Below are 18,167 nucleotides of genomic sequence, written 5' to 3'. Positions count from 1 at the left end.
GGGTATTTAGTCACACGTAGACCTCACACTTGCGCATTACCGTGAGTTTTATGGGTGACCACCTCCCTCAAGGTTCCTGATGTCACCCAACCACATTGCCGCGTGTCACGTGGCGCTGAGCCACCGGTGGTCGACCTGGGCCACGGTGTCTAAGAAACTGCGCGGAGGCTTTCGAGCCTCCGCGCGTTTGTGTGTGCTGTGTTTTGCTATCGGGTTAGAACACAAGCCTGGCGCTGGGAATTGTTCCCATTTTTTTGGCGGCACTCCACGAGTTTTTCCCCTTGCCGAGGTAGACGTACGCTGTTTTGCCTTTCACGCGAATAATGTCTCCACGGCCATCACCGTTGATGTCGCCGATGGAGAACACTTTGCGCCCTTTCCACCCTGATGAATACTGCTTGCTGCGGGAGAACTTTGCTACGCCTTTCTTACCCGCCATAGTCACTAACTTGCCGTTGGACATCACCATGACAAAGTCGGCGCGTTTGTCCCCAGTGATATCACCGGTCCCCAAGAGGCGAACTACTTTCTTACCGTCACGAGCCACCACTCGTGGAGCTTTGAGATTCCCGCTTTTTGTCATCGGGTACACCAAGACCTTGCCGTTTTTGTGAACAGCCACCAAGTCAGGGATACCGTCCCCGGTCACATCCCCGGGCGAAGCAAGGAGGCGAATATTCTTCCACCCCGACGCGATCTTACGTTTCGCCTGTAGGGGGCCAGTCCCCGTGCCGCGGTGCAGGAAAACACTACCGGCCTTGGTGACTGTCACAATGTCATTCGCGCCATCTTTGTTGACGTCCCCCACTGCTGTCCCGAGCCGAACTGTTGACCAAAATGTGCCGGTGTCAAAGGTGCGAGTGTGAAAAACTTTGGCCCGCCCATCACCATAAACACCGCGTAGTTTCCCAGCGGACGTCACTACCAGCAGGTCCGCGAGATTGTCCCCGTTGTAGTCCGCTTTACGGAGTGCACCAGAAGCCGGGGCAGTCATCACCCCGGTAACTTTCTTCCCCTTCGACAAGCGAACCCGGGGGTACGCAGCGAACCGCTGTGTCACCCACACGGTGCCCTTGGATTCCACCGAGGCGATACCAAAGTGCGTGAAGTCGGCACGGTAAATATTCTTCTTGTGCCCCGGTGAAGCAAGCCACGCATCGAAAATCCGTTGAGCGGTAACGGTATCTCCGGCTTTCGCTAGGTTTTCCCCCACAAAAGTCCACCCATTTTTGAACCCTTTTTTCAGGGCCTTGTCGTGAGCTAAAGACTTTTTCGATGCCATGGACCGTGACCACTTATGCGAACTATCGCTAATGAAGGCGGTCGGGGTGAGGGTCGACAAGCCAGCTTTTTTACGTGCATTGTTGGTCAGTTTCAGGAGTTCCTGGGTGAGCGTGGGGAGCTTCTTCACCTGCGCGCTACTCAACGCAGTGTCTCTCCCGCTGAGTGAGGAAGCCTGAGCAGCAACCGGCACACTCGCCAATGACACAGTCAAAGCTACCGCTGTGACTAGCGCGGCAATTCGCCCTCGTAACCCGCAGGTACTTCCTCGCACGATGCCCCCAACAGCCGAAACAGGATCACTCGCTACTCACATCGTCACCCCGGGGAGAAATATTCGCTTTCTGAACAGCAGAGTTAACCCGGTGTTGGGCAATAAACGGCGACACTGTGTCAAAACGATAACGAACGACGGTGTCGGGACTCATGTCCCGACACAACGTCACGTCAGCAGGCATGATGGATACGTGGATGGGGCATATGTAGACGAATCACGGTTTGAACCAGTCGAGCTCATCCGCGCCTCCAGAACGGTGGTGCGCGTGGGGTTGATGCTGCTGACAGTGGGCAGCGGCAGTTACCGGGTCAAAAATTCTATGAGCCAAATGGGTGCTGCACTGGGGATGTCCTCAGTGCAAGCACAAGTGACCGTCAACGAAATCACCGCAACCTGCCACCGAGGCGAAATCTACCGCACCGAAATCGCCCAAACACGCGCTATCGGTGTGAACTCGCAACGCATCAAACAACTGCAAAACTACTGCGAATCACTCACCCCACTTGGCGAGCATGCCGACTCACACGTGCTCAATGAACGCCTCAAAGAAGTTGAACAGCACCTTGACGCCATCGAGCGCCAACCACCGCTGTACCCCGCGTTCGCCAACGCACTGTTCGCCGGTGTAGCCTGTGCCGCGTTCGCGTTCCTCAACAACGGCGGCCCGGTAGAAATCAGTGCGGTGTTTGTGGCCGCCAGCCTTGGGCAACTAGCACGCCGCGCATTCCTGCACCGAGGGTTCAACCAACTCGCAGTCACCATGGTCGCCGCAGCCGTCGCATCGGGCGTGTATTTAGCGATCTCAAACGCACTCTTCGCCACCGGGGCAGTAGAAACCCTCCACGACTCCGGGTACGTCTCAGCTGTGCTGTTCCTCGTCCCCGGGTTCCCCCTTATGTCCGCGTCACTGGACTTATCGCGCCTCGACTTCTCCGCAGGAATGTCGCGGCTAGCGTACGCTCTGCTCATCATGATTTCCGCGGCCCTGTCCGTGTGGGCGGTCTCCGCAACATTCGGGTTGGAACCAACACCCACAGAACCTGTAGCCCTCTCCGCCTGGGCGCTTCTGGCATTCCGTATGCTCGCCTCCGCCGGCGGCGTGTGGGGCTTCGCTATGATCTTCAACTCCCCATGGCACATCGCTCTCTGGGCCGCATTCATTGGCATGATCGCCAACGTGCTGCGCCTCGAACTTATCGGGGTTGGGTTTGTCCCACAAGGTGCCGCATTCTTCGCAGGGCTCACCGTGGGTGTACTGGCCAACATGATCGCCCCACGAATCCGGGTTCCACGCCTCACCCTGTCCGTACCAGCCGTCGTCATCATGGTGCCCGGCGCGGCAGGCTACCGGGCCATCCACTACCTCAACTCCGGGGACACCCTCCAAGCGCTCGCGTACGGCGTTGAAGCGGTATTCATTGTCATAGCCATTGCGATCGGTTTAACGATGGCCCGGTCAGTGACGGACCTCAACTGGCTGCGCCTAGGCCGCGAACAACACTAGCCCGATGCACTCCAGCCGCGTGCGGTGCGCCCTGCGGTGTGGCGGTGGGCTGTGATCAGCACTGATCACCTGTGCCGTTTTGCATTCTGAGGCTTCCACCCGTTAGTCTTGACTCGCTTGCACATGCAAGCGAGGAGACGTGCGAGAGTGGCCGATTCGGGCACCCTGCTAAGGTGTTAGGGGGGCAACCCCCTCGAGGGTTCGAATCCCTCCGTCTCCGCCAATAAACGCAGAACAACCCTTCGAACAGCAAAAATGCTGTCGGAGGGTTTTTTGTTGCCTATTTATTCTCCTTTTCCGGTCAAAGCCTTAAGTAAAGCCGCATCAAAGGCAAGCGTCTGACTGAAATCCTTAGTCTCCACCGAATGCTTACGGCAATGATGTTGCGTAGTTAACTAGTCCGCATCACTGAGCTGCATATCAGCCACCTGCCAGCGAATGGGAGTGGGTATTCTTCGTGCCAACGGCAACGGCATCACAATCGCCACCGAGTCTATGGAGCGCAAGGCTTTCCTAATCGCCAACCGTCCATTAAGTAAGCGCCAGAAACCTAGATGAACTCGGCAGAGTGAAGGCCGGCATCCTCCTCTCAAACCGCGGGCAACTTAAAGCACGCTCCACAGACAACGACTTCGCGCGCGCCGTAGATTAACTCAACACACTGGAGGTCCAGAGATGGTATGACAACCTGGACCGTGCGCCAAAGACGAAGAGGGACCTGCAAGCACTACTGTCTGTGGCGTTGTAGCGTGAAGCAGCATGACGGGGTGGTGCGATCACTAGGAACGGTGCGGAGGGTGGGAGCTGGCACAAAAATAGACCCGTAAAACCTGAAAGACCGTGTTCCTTACTCAGCCAGAAGAAACCGCTGTGCTCGAAGCGATTGAGGACCCAGACAGCCGCTTCTTTGTGGAGTTCATGCTCCAGACAGGCATGCGCATCGGGGAGTCCTCAGCGCAAAAGCCAGACCACCACGAGATCGTGCAGTTCCCAGTCCGCCAACCAGACGGCTCCATCGAAATTGAAGAGCGCGTCCAGGTGATCGTGCTCGAGGCATTCGAGCGCCACGCAGGAAAAGGCGTGGGAACGCCACTTGGGTCGCCGAAGACGCGGAAGGGTACGCGGAGCATCACACTATCCAAGAAGTTCGGAAAACGGTTTTTGCAGTACATCGCGAAGAAAAGCCGGGACAGTTCGTGTTTACTCGGACAGGAACTGACCTGCCAATATCGTCCGCGTGGTTCTAGGACAACATTTGAAATCCGGCGGTTGATCCGCTGGTAAAGTCTGGTGTGCTCCGCAGGCGCGCTACTGCGCACGACCTGCGGCACACTCATGTCTTAAAGCTAATTGCTCGGGGAGCGACGATCAAGGCTATTCAAGACCGAGTAGGGCACGAGGATTTCTCAACTACGGCAAACACCTATGGGCATCTTGAGAATACGGCAGACATGATTGCAGCGGACTTGCTGGACCTCTAGCGGCTCCTTATCGTTCCGGGGTTAATTTTTTTCCACAGGAACGACGAAAGTGCACCCAGGCTGCACTTGGAATCTAGGGGTTGTTGCAACACCTGGTGGCTAGGTGGTCAATAGTAAGTCACGCATTCGCTCGGCTGGGGTTTCGAGCTTCGTCCCATTTCTCGATCCTCGCGGGAAGCAGCCCCAGCCTGATCTGTTTTCATCATCGAGCGGCAGCAGACGCTCGCGTTCGGGCGTCTCATTCCTACGGTAGGCAAACCGCCACCGGAAGCACCTCATGTGAGCCGCTGGAAGCTGGAACCGCCCAAGCCAAGAAAGCCTAGAATACAGAACAAAGGTCCTATGAAAGCGGATATGCATCAGAAAATTAGCATGCTATCCTAAACGGGCACGATGACCCGCAAAAGAAAGGAAAACAATGAAGTACACCCTTCTACGCCGAACAAGGACAACTGCAGTAGTTTCCGCAGTAATTGGAAGTTTCCTGATGCTGACACCCGCTGCTGCCAGCAATGCACAGTTCGACGTGGTTGCCTCCAGTGAGGCGCCGTCAGGCAGTTCCGACATCGACGATATGAGCCGCACTCAAAGCGAAGACCCAACACTGGAAAACTTCGTCCCGTCGCCATCTGACCCACGCTACAACCAACCACAGCTGCTCTCCGCCCGCGGCTGGCAGGGCATTGGAGGATTCACAGTAGATGTGAAGGGGGTTCCAATCGGAATCCCGAAAATTGAACTTTGGCACTACATCACCGGCAGTGGAACGAAAGTCTCAGTCGAATCGGTCGAGGTTCGCGCTAAAACGGGGAATGTCTGCAACTATCACGTCTCTTTCCAGAATCGCTATGGGGGCACGATATACAGCACGGCTACCACACCAGTACGGTGGAACTGTGTATATATCGGGCGCGTCAGCCCGATGATTCATAATCCTGCAGTAAGAGATAAGTCTCTTACGTTAAAGCGAGGCGTACAGTGCGCGAGACTTTTTGTCGACGGGGTGTTCGCCGGAGAGCAATGCCACAGCATTAGTTAAAGGAGGGGTTGCGCAGCAATGAGCCGTCAAACAAAGTTCTATACGCTGTTATTCGCCGCCTCTCTCGTGTCTGGAATAATATTTTCAGTCGCATCTCTAAATTTGATGCACAACATTGAGGGTTTCGCCAGTGCTGGCCTGCCAATAGACCCAGACCAGGTTGCGCAATCGAATGGGCGCGCAAGAATTGCAATAGCTTCGCTAGGGCTTTCGATACTCGCCCTCGGTGTCTTAACTTGGCAGCAGCGAGCCGCGCAGCGCCGCTAGAAGCGGCCACTCCTCTGGCTCAGTCAGTCGTGGCGGTGTGCTAGCGAGAACCGCGCACTCCGAACGCAAGCGCCCCCACTCTTCACGACCGCTAAAACGCGCCGTTGAGTGGGGGCCTTCTTTAGTTCGAATTATGATTCGAACCGGTGCGAAACCGTCCGCCAAACTTGTTGGCCTCGCCAACAAATGACAGATATAGGTCCGATGTAGGTCAGGGCAGGTCTGGGCAGATCCGCATGATTCCAACGGCTTCCGATTGAACGAGAGCGTCTCAAAAGGTGGAATAGAGTTTTCGAATCCCTCCGTCTCCGCCATAACGTACAAAAAGCCTCTGATCAGTGTAAATGCTGTCAGGGGCTTTCTTGTTTCCCGTCTATTCTCCAATTTCCGGTCATAGCCTTGAGTGGAGCAGTATCTAAAGCAAGCGTCTGACTGAAAGCATCAGTCTCCACAGAGTGCTTACGGTATTGACAACGTGGAGTTGGCTCGCTCGCACAAACAAGCTGCAGAGCAGTTGCCTTGACAGATGATATGTCGGGCATCAAGACGAACAGCCTGCGACTGCTTGATGTTAGGAAGAGGCGTCAATTGTAGTGGGTGAAGATGCAGATACTGTGGCCTGTGTAGTGGCTAACAGAGTGGACGAAATGAACTGTTTGGTTGTGCTGCTTGTGGTGGATGTGGAATGTTGGTTGTGTCCAGTCACTTCCATCATTTGTTAGGTGCCTGTTCCTCTTCCACTCGACACTCGGGAAATTAGTAGATACTCAAGCGTTGATTACACTCGCAACTAATGCACAGCATCCGATGGGAGCGTTGAAAAGGCTTGATATGTGGCGTGTCGCCCTTCATGAATTTTTTTGTTCCGCGATTATATTGAGCATGACGAATCAGTTCAGTGGAGACGTGCAAAGACTCATAGCGAAGTTTTTCTTTGATGGTTCCGGACCAAGCCATTCTTCGTTGACGACTGCGTTTATCGGAGTCGGTTTTGGCCCTGAAGAAGATGACTATCAGCGTGGTGTTCAGGGTATTAACAAACAGAGACGCGTGACGAACGCCCTTTCTTTCGCTGACCGGCGCGGAAAACTTAGACCGCTTATTGAAAACCTTCTCAGTGAACTTAGGGTTGATGGGGCTTTCGGCAAGGTCGACAATAAATCGGAACAATTAGTTGCACAACTGAGGACGGCGTTTCTTCGATCGGGATGGACGCTTGATAAAGACGGTCATCTGTCGCCGCTTGGTTCCATAGACCTCGATACAGCCGGTCGGCCAGCTCTTGAGGACCAACTGGCAAGACTGCAGCGAAATAGTGAAGACCCCGGCCTTCAGATTGGAACTGCGAAGGAGTTGCTGGAAGCAGTTGCGAAGTTTGTCTTGGAGGCGGCGAGCATGGGCGAAGCGGCCCACAAGATGGATTTCCAGCCCTTAATTGGACTGGCTATTGAACGCCTAGATTTACACCCTAAAACTGTGGATTCGAACCTTCCTGGAGGTAGGGCCGTTAGGGAGGTGCGCCAAGCGGCTAGGCAGGTTGCAATCGCAGTGAATGAGTTGCGCAACGCTCAGGGTACCGGTCACGGTCGAACGCTCCCTACAGGTGTCAGCCCTGAAATGGCACGCTATGTTGCTCGTGAAGCTGCGAGCCTTGCAGATTGGCTGTTGTCCGAGTTAAAGACACAGTACGGTCAATAGGCCTGAACCATGCCCACTGTCGCTTTCCCAGACCTGCGGCAGGGGGATCGGACTATTTTGGTCTTTTCTCGTCTGCGATCTGATTTGCTCGGGCTGACTGAGAGCACGGCTGCTTCCATACTTTGGCGTGAGCCGCTCGTTGCTGTGCAATTCAGACTCTCTGGCCTAAAGATGTTCCGCAGGCGATCTTGTTGACCGAAGGGTTTCGGTCAACAAATCTGCCCAGCTTACACGCCACCGATCTCCCACTTATTGTTCGGCGGGTAGTTGTTGAGAACAACGGTTTGGCATACCTAGTACCACGACGCTTGCCATGAAACGGCCGCCAGGGGGACAAACCTCATCCGATGGCTGCAGGCTCTGCCCCGCACTGAATGGCTCATTGTCATGAAAACCTTGGCTCCTTTATCGCTGTCGCATTGCCAGCGATCGCTTGCGCGGATACTAGTTCACTCATTGGCGATGCGATGCTAGCGGTAGCTACAGAGAAAGAACGGGCGACGGGTCCGAGCGCGGAGGGCGATGGTAGAGGCTGGTACTGCGTTTTCGCGTTAGTTATCGTTTTGAGACTGTGATGCCCGACCCCAGAGTGAGACGTTGGGCGGCGAACTCGGAGTGAGAGGCGGGCTGAGTGTGAAAGGTTTTTTGTGATCCGGACCCTATCGCCAAAGTCTGGACCTCGAGGTATATTGAACTCAATAGTCCCCTCCCGGCCTCTCTACGATGCTCACTGCGGAGGGTCCTTTTTTGTGTTTTTTCCATGCAGCCATCGATATACTGCACAGGTGGAGACCTTTAAGTCCTATTCGCACCTACCGGCGCTCAGTGTTCCTGAGCGTATTGAGTATCTGCGAAAACAAGGCTTTATCGGAAACGAGGATACTTCCACTGAAGATGAAGAAGCACTGAGTAGAGTCGTTTTTCACTTCCTGATGGGGTACGCAAGAAACTTCCGCAAGAAATTCGGAACTACGACACTCCAAGAATTACTCGAGATATATCAGCTCGATCAGCAGGTTTCCCTGAAAATTTTTGAAGGTGTCCAAATGGTCGAGCGTAGGCTTCGACAGTGCTATGTCGAAGCCTACGTCAAGAGATTTTCGCCTTATGGCGTTTATCTACAAGATGACTCGTATCAGTTACTAAATATGGATGGACAGTCAGTTGCTGTCCAGATTCGGCGGCAAATTCTCAGAAGTTCGGAATCGTACATCCAGCACAAGGCTGACCCACTCTGCCAGAAGTGGGGTATGACTAGGAAGGAGCTCGCGGGCTCTCGAAATACTGCACGACAGATCGAAGCGTTAGTGGAGTTACCGATCTGGGCGACGATCGATTGGTGGAGTTTCGGGACTCTCGCAAAGGCGATCTCCTCTTTTCGAGGACCTGTTTCTAGCGTCGCGGACGATGCATTGCTTTGGAAGGGGATCGCTGGGCAATGCGGAGTATCGCAGCGAATCTTTATCGGTCAACTTGAGGGCGTCACGGTTCTGAGAAATTTGGTTGGACATCACAACCGCCTTTGGATGCGGCCTTCAGTTTCAACGCCAAGGATTCCAAATATCTATAGACAAGAGAACCGTTCAACCCACCCCAAGTCTATGTACGTTCCCATGCTGACGTTGGCAAGTTTTCTCGAGGGAATGGGGCATGGTAGAACGTTCAAAAATGAGTTAGATGAGTTGCTTGCAGAAAACCTGCGCTACAAAGAAGGCATACGACAAATAGGCGCAAATTAGTACGAAAGCGACTTCGGCAGTATGATGCCACTGGTCCTCAAGGCAGGCCTTGAGCGATTCGCGTGGGGCCGAATTGGGGTAGGTTCAGAGTGAACTGCAACCATAGCGCTCGAACAAGATGGAACCGTGAATCACCACGGTCATCCGTCCCCCCCGCCTGTTCCCTACTTTTAATCGCAAACATTACTATTCGGTATGCACGTTACTCGGAAGGTTTATGCAGGTTCAGTCAAGAAGACGCACCAGGACGCAACGTTGATACAACTGGCGGTTCGAATCCCTCCGTCTCCGCACTGGAATACAGAACAACCCTTCGACCAGCTAAAACGCGGTCGGAGGGTTTTTTGTTCTCCCTACGCCTCCATCTTTCAGCGAAGTCGCGCATGTGGCGAAGCGTCTGTCCTTAGCAGGCACCTTAATTCCACACGGAATAGCGTAAAGTCTGCTCTGTGAAGAGAATGAATGATTTAGGTGTTTTGAAACGTGCTAACGCAAAATGGGTTCTGTTGGCGGCGTTGCTGTTACTCGCTGTGTTGTTGACCCTGACTGTTTTCAGTTCATACCTTCCAGCGAAGCGTGGTGGTCTGATTCAAGATTCCTCGGCTGCACTGTGTCTGCCCAAAATTGAAAATGCCCCGCTGCTGGTTGCTGTGACAATACTTGACAATGTAGATGGCTCGGATGATGTCTTCCTTGATGCAGTCGAGTTAGTGAACGCTGAAGGTATAACGATGGTCGGGGCATGGGTGCTCCCTATCGAGGACTGGTCACAGAAAATAGTTAATGGCGACACCCTCGACACCGCCCTCCTTGCTAACTACCCGGAAATTAGCACACACACGCCACCCCGCGTTGAAGCTGGTGCTTCGTACGGGCTCGTTGTGGCAGCCGAGTCCGACAACGAGGGGGGCTCATACGAGCGGACGCGGGTCAGGTATCACAGTGACAAACGCGCTTACTACAGTATTCATGACACGGACGTCTCCATTCCGGCGCCTGGAGAAGGTTGCTCATAGGGGGTGCTGTGCCTTTAGCGGAGCATTTATTCACTTTGGAAGGTCGCAACATGGCAACGCGGATGTTAGTTTCTCGCAGAACAATGCTCTGGACTGGAGCTGCACTTCTGATTGTCATTATCGCCGTGGTGCTCATGAGAGGCTTTTTGCCGACATCAATCACCATTGATGAAGTTGCTGATGGTTCGGTGGAGAGTGTTGAACTGTTTGAGTACACCTACGGGGTGATCTCACAGGAGGTTTCGCGGACTGTCATTGATTCGCCAGATGTGGTTCCTGAACTAACCCGCGCTTTTGTTGACATGCCAGCGTCAAGTTTTCGGGCAGCAGAGCACGAACTCAAGGGGAGGCCAGCAACAGCGTATCGTTTCCACCTTGCAAACGGCGACAACGTCGAGGTTACACAGGTGTTTATTGACGAACAGAATGTTGCAGTGTTTTGGCCTGATGGGAGCCTCTACACATCAAAGTGGGGGCGCCCTTTCGAGGGGTTCTACGACGAGTTAGGCACAACGGAAACGGTATCAGGAGAGTTCATTCCCGTAGCAGCATTACCGGATCAGCAGTAACGAAGCTCATTGGAGGGAGTGGTCTTTAACGCGCCGTGCCAGGTTCCTCAGTGGTTGTGATGGTCCCGGTAATAAGCCGCTCGCGCAGGTAATACGCTGCTAGGGCGAAGAGCGCAAAGGCGATAAGCGGGAAAGCAATACGAGCACCCGTTGCAAGCATCAGATTGTTACCGGCCAGGAACAAACCGATCATCGCCCCGCCACCTGCTGCAAGTGAGGTTGCGCGTCGCCGAAAAGCCTCTGGCCTCTTACGCCACAGAAACTCACCACCCATCACACCAGCAATGGCGCCCAAAGCGGTGACGAACCCTAAGACGCCGTAGTACAAGGCGAGGAACACTTCCCAACCGCTACCAAAGCTGCTTACTGCACCAACGAGGGCGCTCAGTAGCGTAGTTGTTGAGAGAATCCCTAAGATTCGCAAAAAAATAGTCATGATGCCTTGTTCTGTGGGAGCAAACGTTTAGCTGTGCTCTGAATGGCTTGCAGCGGGTTCTGTTGCTTTGGAAGAAGATGAGCATGCTTCTGCAGCGCAGGCTCAATGGATTCTTCTGTGGCAACAGCGTAGAACGTTTCATCAAGTTCGTCCCACAACGCCTCGTCAGCTTCGCTGAGATCATCATCGCTATGAGGGCGAAAACGTGCATATTCCCTTTCGCCTCGAAGCATCAGTTCCGCATGCTTATCGAGGCCAAAAAACGAAAAGCATCAACCATGTGCTTGACCATAGGGTCGTCCTCGAGAGCTGAGTTTTCGACCACGCCACCGATGAAACCGCCGTTCCCGCCCAACTCCACACAATGTTCACCGGTGACTTTACAGAACTCCTCTGACAAAACGACCATGTAGGTGAAATTCATACTACGATCCGAGTATGCGATCAATCCGTTTTGCCTCAGTGATTGTATGTTCCATGGTTCTCATTGCCGCCTGCAGTTCACCTACCGTCTGGGAAGGGCCGCAAGGGCAGGTGACAGAGGAGCCAGGTTCCTCTCACTGCGACGAGGACGGGGTGTCATTCCTGCGCCTCAATGAGGGACGGTTCGCCAGTGATCCGCAAAACTCCCTGTATGACCAGGGTGCAGTAGAAACGGCATTCGAACCGGACGCTACACTGCCTCCAGATGTTGTGGACACCTTATTACGCGACGGCGACCGCCACGTTTGGGTGGCGGTCGCCGCGACAGAGATATTTGTTGTTGACGGTGACACCGTGGAATTGTGGCCCCGGGTCAGTGAAAACTATGGATGTGATTAATCCCGATCAGGTGAAGCCTCACCGTCTGGCGCGACGGTCGATTCCTGTACACCAGAGGGCTGTGGAGCACGCTCGCCTGCTTGTGCTGCAGCTTGTTCTGCCGCTCGTTGTTCCAACGCATCAAGCCGTTCCACAAGGCGCGTTAGCTGTCTGCGTTGCTCTTGGTTGCGGTCAAAGTCGTAGCGTGCGCGTTGCAGGAAAGCGTAAATAGCTGACAACACAGCGATAATCGCAGCGATAGTGAGCAGGGCTGCCAAGCCCATCCACAGTAGTGAAGGTGTACCCCGTGACGGGGTGCTCTCGTACCGGGAGTACAGGTAGTTGTAGTTAGCTTCAAGAAGTCGGGATGCTAAGAAAAAGCCGAGAGCCCACATAAGGAAGGCGGCTCCGGCGGTCCGCACATCGCGCCGGACTGGGGGTGTGCCGTAGGTCATCACACCATAGTGCTCCTCGGGCGGAGTAACAGCGATGGGTTGTTCACCCATGAGTGAAAACGCTCACCGAATGGAATAGGGGCGGCGGCTACGTCGTTGGGGCTGGGTATGAAGGCATGGACATACTCAGAATTTGGCGGACCAGACAATCTACAACTCACTGAGCAGGAGATCCCGCAGCCGGGGCCTGGCACGGTGCGCATTAAAGTACACGCGGCGTCGGTGAACCCGGTGGACTGGAAGATCATGGCCGGTGGCCTCAACGAGGTGATGCCTGTGGTGTTCCCCTCCACGGTGGGGTGGGATGTTGCCGGTGTAGTTGAGGCTGTTGGGTTCGGTGTGGACGAGTTCGCGGTGGGTGACGAAATCCTCGCGGACAACATGCAGGACTTTGTGCAACGCGGTTCGATGGCACAGTATGCGATTGTGCCTGTGCGTCTTGCGGCCCACAAACCGAAGGAGCTGAGCTTTGTGGAGGCTGCGTCGTTGCCTCTCGCTGGGCAAACGGCACTACAGGGTGTTGATCACCTGGGCTTAAGCGAAGGTGACACTCTCCTTGTGCACAACGCCTCGGGCGGGGTGGGGCGTCTCGCTGTGCAGTACGCCGTGCACCGAGGTTTGCGTGTCATTGGGACAGCGTCTCCATCAAATCACGATGCGTTACGTGCGTTGGGTGCGCACCCTGTCGCGTACGGTGATGGTGTTGTTGACGCGGTGCGCGCACTGGCCCCTGAAGGCGTTGATGGCGTGTATGACGCAGTTGGTGGCGTCACTGAGATTTCCGGTGAACTGATGAAGTCAGGTGCACCGATCATTTCCATTGCAGACCCAAGTGTGATGTCGCTGGGTGGTGCGTGGCTGTGGGTGAAACCTAACAGTGCTGACACTGCGCGGCTTGCTGACTTGGCTGCACGAGGCATCGTGAAACCACAGATTGACACGGTCTTCCCCTTCGCCGATGCGCCAGCAGCGTACCGTCACAACATGGACGGACACACACGTGGAAAAGTAGTTGTGGACATGACCGCATAAACCCACAGCGAGATCATAGAAACAGCAGGCAAAACCACAACGGTGGGGTGAGACAGAGGAAACTCTGTCTCACCCCACCGTTGTGTGTGTCACGGATGGTGAATGTGGTGGTCCTACAGCAAGACCGTTGCGGCGCGGGCATGTTCAGCGCCTTCAAGGTCAAGTAGGTGGATTTTGTACGACAAGTTCGCGTTGCCTTGCCCACCCATGTACCCGCCCAAGGACCGGTCGGCGCGGAGCACCCGGTGGCACGGGACGATGATCGGGACAGGGTTACTTGCACACGCCCCACCCACGGCACGCACCGCTTTGGGGTTGTTAATCGCCTCCGCTACCTCGGCATAACTTTCTGTCATGCCGTAAGGAATGGTGGAGATGTGCTCTAAAGCTTGGCGCCGGAAACCTTTAGAAAGCGCACGATATACAGGAACATCGAATTCTTTACGGTCTGCAAGAAAGTACTCGCCTAATTCGGTAGCTGCCTGCTGAGCTAACCCAACTCCCTCTAACCATTCGTCTGCAGGAGGGACCATCTCACCGGCCATCCGCAGCATGCCAGCAGTACGGTGCAGTTCCCGTTGGACATCAATGTCGTCCGTAAGAAACTCCAAACGCACCACTCCCTTCTGCGTTGCGATGACCAATAATCGCCCCACTGGAGAATCAACAACCACCCAGTTCATACCCCACAACCTTCCCATTCAGCCCCCGTGACAACACTGATACCTTCACCCTACTGCGCGTACCTGACAACAACCTATGAACCGGACGCAATCTGTGGAAAATGGGTCACGCCAACACCGTTGACGAGCGCACCACACCACGGCACGCAGTAGTGCGCTCGCGTCCGTGAAGCAAGGCATCAGTGGTCATAGTTCAACTGTGCCCGGTGTGGTGGGAGTGGGGCATCAGGCTGAGGTGTTGACATCATGCGGGTGCATGCTACTCCACGGGGGTGGATGAGAGGTGTCTGTGTCGTTCTCCAGAGGGATGCCACCCCGAAGGCCGTAGGAGAGTGTCCAGCATCACCCTGAAACAGTTTTGGGTTTACTGAGGAAAGCAGGTAATGTTTTCTCTGGTCAAGCGACCACGCGTTCGTAGCTCAACGGATAGAGCATCTGACTACGGATCAGAAGGTTGGGGGTTCGAATCCCTCCGAGCGCACAGTAAAGAAAGGGCCTCCCTCACCAGGGAGGCCCTTTCTTGTTGTGCCTGAATGTTGTTCGCTACCCGATGCTTACACCGGTTGCCTTTCCGGTTCACGTGGCTCGGGAGCATCGTCACCAGCACCAGCACCAGCACCAGCACCTGATGTAGTGCGCTGGTGGGTGTCAGCGACGGTATCACTGGTTGGCGCGTCTGACGTCGCCTCCACGTACCATTCCGTCAACGCAGGGTCATCACTATCAAAGCTTGCCCCGGCGCCCTCGTCTTCAGGGACCTCGTTGACGGAGAACACAAACGCGTCGCCATGTTCATCAATACCGCGACGTACACCTTGCGCGATAGCTTCTTGGGCGTAGGTGCGCCGAATAATGAAGGGGTCTGTGCGTAGTTCTTTGGCCCACGCGATCATGACACCAATGATGATGAACGCGAAGGGCAGTGCAGTAACCACCATGATGGATTGCAGCCCGGATAGTGCATTGTCGCCGCCGGCGAGGAGTAAGAAGGTCGCGATCAGGCCAAGCAACAGACCCCACGTGATCGTGACAGGTGCTGATGGGTTGGGGCGCCCAGACTGAGACATCGACCCCATCACCACGGATGCTGAGTCTGCTGCAGTGATGAAAAAGATGACCACAGCGATCATCGCGATGATCGAGGTGAGTGTTCCGAACGGCAGGTTCGCGAGCATCTGGAAGAGTACTTCCTCACCAGAACCGCCGGTCATCAGTTCTGAACCGTTTTGTGTCATGGAGATCGCGGTGCCGCCGTAGATGGCAAACCAGACCAGTGAAATCACTGCAGGGACGAGAACAACTGTTGTGACGTATTGGCGTAGGGTGCGGCCTCGTGAGATTTTCGCAATGAACATCCCCACGAATGGAGTCCATGACACCCACCATGCCCAGTAGAAAGTTGTCCATGCGGAGAGGAATGCGTGAGATTCCTCGCCCTGGTTAGGGTTTCGCATCAGCATGGTGCCAAGTTCGGTCACGAAGGACACCGCTGAGGCTGGGATGAGGTTTAGTAGAAACACTGTGGGGCCAGCGATCAGCATGAAGGTTGCTAACCCAATGGTCAGGCCCATATTGATGTTTGACAGGGCACGGATTCCGCGCTTGACACCAGAGACTGCTGAAGCAATAAACAGTGACGTGAGGAGTGCGAGTGACCCGATGAGGAACATGTTGCCCTCAGGAGTGAAACCGCTGACCAAAATGAAACCACTCTGGATTTGAAGCGCCCCAATCCCTAGCGAAATCGCGGTACCAAAGAGCGTAACGATGATCGCAAAGACGTCAATGAGCCGCCCCGCAAAACGGTTCGATGCGTTGGGGAATACTGGTTCAAACAGTGCGGAGATCAGTGGTGCCCGGCCGCGCCGGTACGCCGAGTACGCTAGGGCTCCGCCGAGTAACGCGTAGAGCGCCCATGCGAGGGGCCCGTAGTGCAACGCTGTTTGCGCCATGGCGGGGAGCATAGCGTCAGGGCTGCCAGGTTCAGCCTCAAACCCCGGTGGGGTGTTGAGGTAGTGAGTGAGTGGTTCCATGGGACCGTAGAACAATAGGCCGATGCCCAACCCCGCGGCGAAGAGCATCGCCACCCAAGAGCTGGTGGAGTATTCGGGTTCTTCGTCGTCTTCACCGAGGCGAATGCCACCTGTACGCCCATAGCCAATAGCAAACATGAAGATCGTGACGGCAATGACAAGCCCGGTGAACAACCAACTGAAATGATCGATCACCCAGGTCAGCATTGTGCTACCTGTGGTTTGGATGGAGTCAGGGGCGATGATCGCCCACACCAGAACTGAGACGGTTGCTGCGAACGCGATGATGAACACGGACCAGTTGGTGGGGAAAGCGATACCTGTTTTTTCCACACCGATACCGGGGATGAGACCGGGGTGTACTACCTGTGGGGGAGTGACAGCTTTGCGCAGCACAGTAGTGACTGTGCTGGCGCGTTTTTCAGGTTCGTCGGTTGGGCGTTCTCGTCCATTGGTTTTTTGTTTACTCATGATTACCTCAGTGTGACTTTTCTGCCGTTAGCGGTCGGCGGCTTTTGCCAAATCGTTACCACATTACAGAACGGTCATTGAGGGCTCAACAATTTGCGTGGGTTCGTGAGACCACCCACATTGCTTGCCGTGACGCATGGAAGGCATTATTTAGGCCAACTATGTGGTTGCGTTTTGGCGGCAGAAAGGGCGCGAGTGGGCTCATTAGCTGTCATGGTGGCCGGTCGAATAGTCAGTGAATAGGCAAGAAGTAGTCAAGGGTCCAGCGCATGTTTGCGCTGGACCCTTGACGAGTCACACCTGGTGGTGAACAGAAGATCACGCGGCGAAGCGCGGCCTTCCTAGCGGGTCAGTAACCCTTAACAATCTGGTAGTAATCGCCACCACTGCTGTAGTCAAAGATGACCCAGAAGCCGCCCTTTGCCTCTGTGGCAGAGATCGTGCTCTTCAGAGTGAAGGTCTTTTCTTTGCCTGACCCAATGGCTGCTGAGGTTGGGATGGTGGAAGTGACCGCGTACTCGTTGCCGCTCTTCCCCACATAAATCACCTCAATGTCGCGCCCTGGCTTCACACTGGTGCTATTTGCGTTGAAGACTGTCACCTTCGCGGTGGCAGTTCCTGATGCGTGTGATGTGCTCGAGAAGCCAGCTTCCCAGTTGGCCAAGGAGAACCATTGGTTGGCCAACATGGGGTCAGTTTCAGTGGAGTCAACAAAGAGTCCAGCTGGCTTGGAGGTCTTTTTGCCTGCTTTGTTCGTGACCACAACGCGGTAGCCGTTGAGCTCGTGTTTGCTCCGTGCGGTGAAGGAGTACGTCGCCTTCGTAGCGCCAGAAACGTTCTTCCAGCCAGAGCCGTCATTGACTTGCCACTGGTACTTCAGTGAGCCGCCGGTTGCTTTGGTTGTGAACGATACTTTGCTACCAGCTTCAACGTTGACGTTTTTTGGCTGGGCGCTGATCTTTGGGGTGGTGACCACGGTCAGCTTCGCTGCTTTGGAGGTCACCTTGCCTTTGGTGTTCGTCACAATGACGCGCACTTGGGAGCCATTAAGTTTTGTGGTGGATTTCACCGAGTAGGTGGCTTTCTTGGCTGATGCGCCAGTGGCCTTAACCCACTTGGATGACCCTGGCTTCTTGATGTACCACTGGTACTTCAGTGACTTGCCAGTTGCTTTAACAGTGAATTTTGCTGCTTTACCATTGGCCTGGGTAAGGGCCTTGGGCTGCGCAGATACCTTTGGTGCCCCAGCTTTTGCGGTGACCAGGATGACCGATGTTTGAGCCGTGGTGGTTGGGGTTGCGGTGGCGGGGGCGGCCGCGAATGTGGTCGCGGCAAGTGCCAGGGCGAGTCCGGTGGACACGACCCGACGACGGATTTGTTCCATT

The 18,167-nt window shown here is 54.8% G+C and carries 17 protein-coding genes and 2 tRNA genes; 12 read left to right on the top strand and 7 right to left on the bottom strand.

Features of this window, described 5'->3' with window-relative positions:
• Window positions 1-214 precede the first annotated feature (214 nt).
• The gene (locus G538_RS0100335; protein WP_084617920.1) at window positions 215-1,555 is read right to left on the bottom strand and encodes an FG-GAP-like repeat-containing protein; all 1,341 of its coding nucleotides are present in this window, start codon (window positions 1,553-1,555) and stop codon (window positions 215-217) included.
• Window positions 1,556-1,748: 193 nt separating this feature from the next.
• Between G538_RS0100335 and G538_RS0100330 the strand changes: the two genes are divergently transcribed.
• From G538_RS0100330 to G538_RS0100280, 9 genes are all read left to right on the top strand, one after another.
• Window positions 1,749-3,062, top strand: coding sequence for a threonine/serine exporter family protein (locus tag G538_RS0100330; protein ID WP_029067739.1), 1,314 nt, complete (start codon window positions 1,749-1,751; stop codon window positions 3,060-3,062).
• Window positions 3,063-3,195: 133 nt separating this feature from the next.
• A tRNA-Ser gene (locus G538_RS0100325) sits at window positions 3,196-3,285 on the top strand.
• A 617-nt stretch (window positions 3,286-3,902) separates the two neighbouring features.
• Window positions 3,903-4,346 (top strand): site-specific integrase, encoded by a 444-nt coding sequence (locus G538_RS0100315; protein WP_029067738.1) that lies wholly within the window; start codon window positions 3,903-3,905, stop codon window positions 4,344-4,346.
• Window positions 4,347-4,354: 8 nt separating this feature from the next.
• Window positions 4,355-4,543, top strand: coding sequence for a tyrosine-type recombinase/integrase (locus G538_RS18495; RefSeq protein ID WP_029067737.1), 189 nt, complete (start codon window positions 4,355-4,357; stop codon window positions 4,541-4,543).
• 418 nt (window positions 4,544-4,961) lie between these two features.
• Window positions 4,962-5,582, top strand: a complete 621-nt coding sequence (locus tag G538_RS0100305; protein ID WP_029067736.1) for a hypothetical protein — start codon at window positions 4,962-4,964, stop codon at window positions 5,580-5,582.
• A gap of 1,041 nt (window positions 5,583-6,623) precedes the next feature.
• Window positions 6,624-7,547: an abortive infection family protein gene (locus G538_RS0100295; protein ID WP_169514068.1), complete on the top strand. Its 924-nt coding sequence runs from the start codon at window positions 6,624-6,626 to the stop codon at window positions 7,545-7,547.
• Between the two features lie 785 nt (window positions 7,548-8,332).
• Window positions 8,333-9,286 carry an Abi family protein gene (locus tag G538_RS0100290; RefSeq protein ID WP_029067733.1) on the top strand — a complete coding sequence of 318 codons (954 nt, stop codon included), beginning with the start codon at window positions 8,333-8,335 and terminating at the stop codon, window positions 9,284-9,286.
• A 449-nt stretch (window positions 9,287-9,735) separates the two neighbouring features.
• Window positions 9,736-10,302, top strand: a complete 567-nt coding sequence (locus tag G538_RS0100285; protein WP_157544237.1) for a hypothetical protein — start codon at window positions 9,736-9,738, stop codon at window positions 10,300-10,302.
• Window positions 10,303-10,352: 50 nt separating this feature from the next.
• Complete coding sequence (locus G538_RS0100280; RefSeq protein ID WP_029067731.1) at window positions 10,353-10,871, top strand: hypothetical protein; 519 nt, start codon at window positions 10,353-10,355, stop codon at window positions 10,869-10,871.
• Between the two features lie 25 nt (window positions 10,872-10,896).
• Here G538_RS0100280 and G538_RS0100275 read toward each other — a convergent pair whose 3' ends face one another.
• Complete coding sequence (locus G538_RS0100275) at window positions 10,897-11,307, bottom strand: hypothetical protein (protein ID WP_029067730.1); 411 nt, start codon at window positions 11,305-11,307, stop codon at window positions 10,897-10,899.
• Window positions 11,304-11,540: a hypothetical protein gene (locus G538_RS0100270; RefSeq protein ID WP_029067729.1), complete on the bottom strand. Its 237-nt coding sequence runs from the start codon at window positions 11,538-11,540 to the stop codon at window positions 11,304-11,306. The genes G538_RS0100275 and G538_RS0100270 overlap by 4 nt, the downstream gene beginning before the upstream one ends.
• Window positions 11,541-11,745: 205 nt before the next feature.
• Between G538_RS0100270 and G538_RS0100260 the strand changes: the two genes are divergently transcribed.
• Window positions 11,746-12,129 carry a hypothetical protein gene (locus G538_RS0100260; RefSeq protein ID WP_157544236.1) on the top strand — a complete coding sequence of 128 codons (384 nt, stop codon included), beginning with the start codon at window positions 11,746-11,748 and terminating at the stop codon, window positions 12,127-12,129.
• On the opposite strand, the gene G538_RS0100255 is transcribed toward G538_RS0100260, so the two are convergent.
• Complete coding sequence (locus tag G538_RS0100255) at window positions 12,126-12,614, bottom strand: hypothetical protein (protein ID WP_029067726.1); 489 nt, start codon at window positions 12,612-12,614, stop codon at window positions 12,126-12,128. The two genes, G538_RS0100260 and G538_RS0100255, sit on opposite strands and share 4 nt — an antisense overlap.
• A 57-nt stretch (window positions 12,615-12,671) precedes the next feature.
• On the opposite strand from G538_RS0100255, the gene G538_RS0100250 reads away from it, so the two are divergent.
• Window positions 12,672-13,595 (top strand): NADP-dependent oxidoreductase, encoded by a 924-nt coding sequence (locus G538_RS0100250; RefSeq protein ID WP_029067725.1) that lies wholly within the window; start codon window positions 12,672-12,674, stop codon window positions 13,593-13,595.
• A 113-nt stretch (window positions 13,596-13,708) separates the two neighbouring features.
• Here the strand turns inward: G538_RS0100250 and G538_RS14285 are convergent, their stop codons facing one another.
• Window positions 13,709-14,278 carry a methylated-DNA--[protein]-cysteine S-methyltransferase gene (locus G538_RS14285; protein ID WP_035832707.1) on the bottom strand — a complete coding sequence of 190 codons (570 nt, stop codon included), beginning with the start codon at window positions 14,276-14,278 and terminating at the stop codon, window positions 13,709-13,711.
• Between the two features lie 408 nt (window positions 14,279-14,686).
• Between G538_RS14285 and G538_RS0100240 the strand changes: the two genes are divergently transcribed.
• A tRNA-Arg gene (locus tag G538_RS0100240) sits at window positions 14,687-14,759 on the top strand.
• Window positions 14,760-14,832: 73 nt separating this feature from the next.
• Here G538_RS0100240 and G538_RS14280 read toward each other — a convergent pair.
• Together G538_RS14280 and G538_RS14275 are read right to left on the bottom strand one after the other, a co-directional pair.
• Window positions 14,833-16,782 carry a BCCT family transporter gene (locus tag G538_RS14280; protein WP_084617915.1) on the bottom strand — a complete coding sequence of 650 codons (1,950 nt, stop codon included), beginning with the start codon at window positions 16,780-16,782 and terminating at the stop codon, window positions 14,833-14,835.
• Window positions 16,783-17,131: 349 nt separating this feature from the next.
• Window positions 17,132-18,166 (bottom strand): immunoglobulin domain-containing protein, encoded by a 1,035-nt coding sequence (locus tag G538_RS14275; RefSeq protein ID WP_029067724.1) that lies wholly within the window; start codon window positions 18,164-18,166, stop codon window positions 17,132-17,134.
• Window position 18,167 lies beyond the last annotated feature (1 nt).

It is taken from the genome of Jonesia quinghaiensis DSM 15701, from assembly GCF_000423205.1.
GTDB lineage: Bacteria > Actinomycetota > Actinomycetes > Actinomycetales > Cellulomonadaceae > Jonesia > Jonesia quinghaiensis.
Note: the sequence above shows the minus strand (reverse complement) of the source record. Positions and strands in the feature narration are given on the sequence as shown.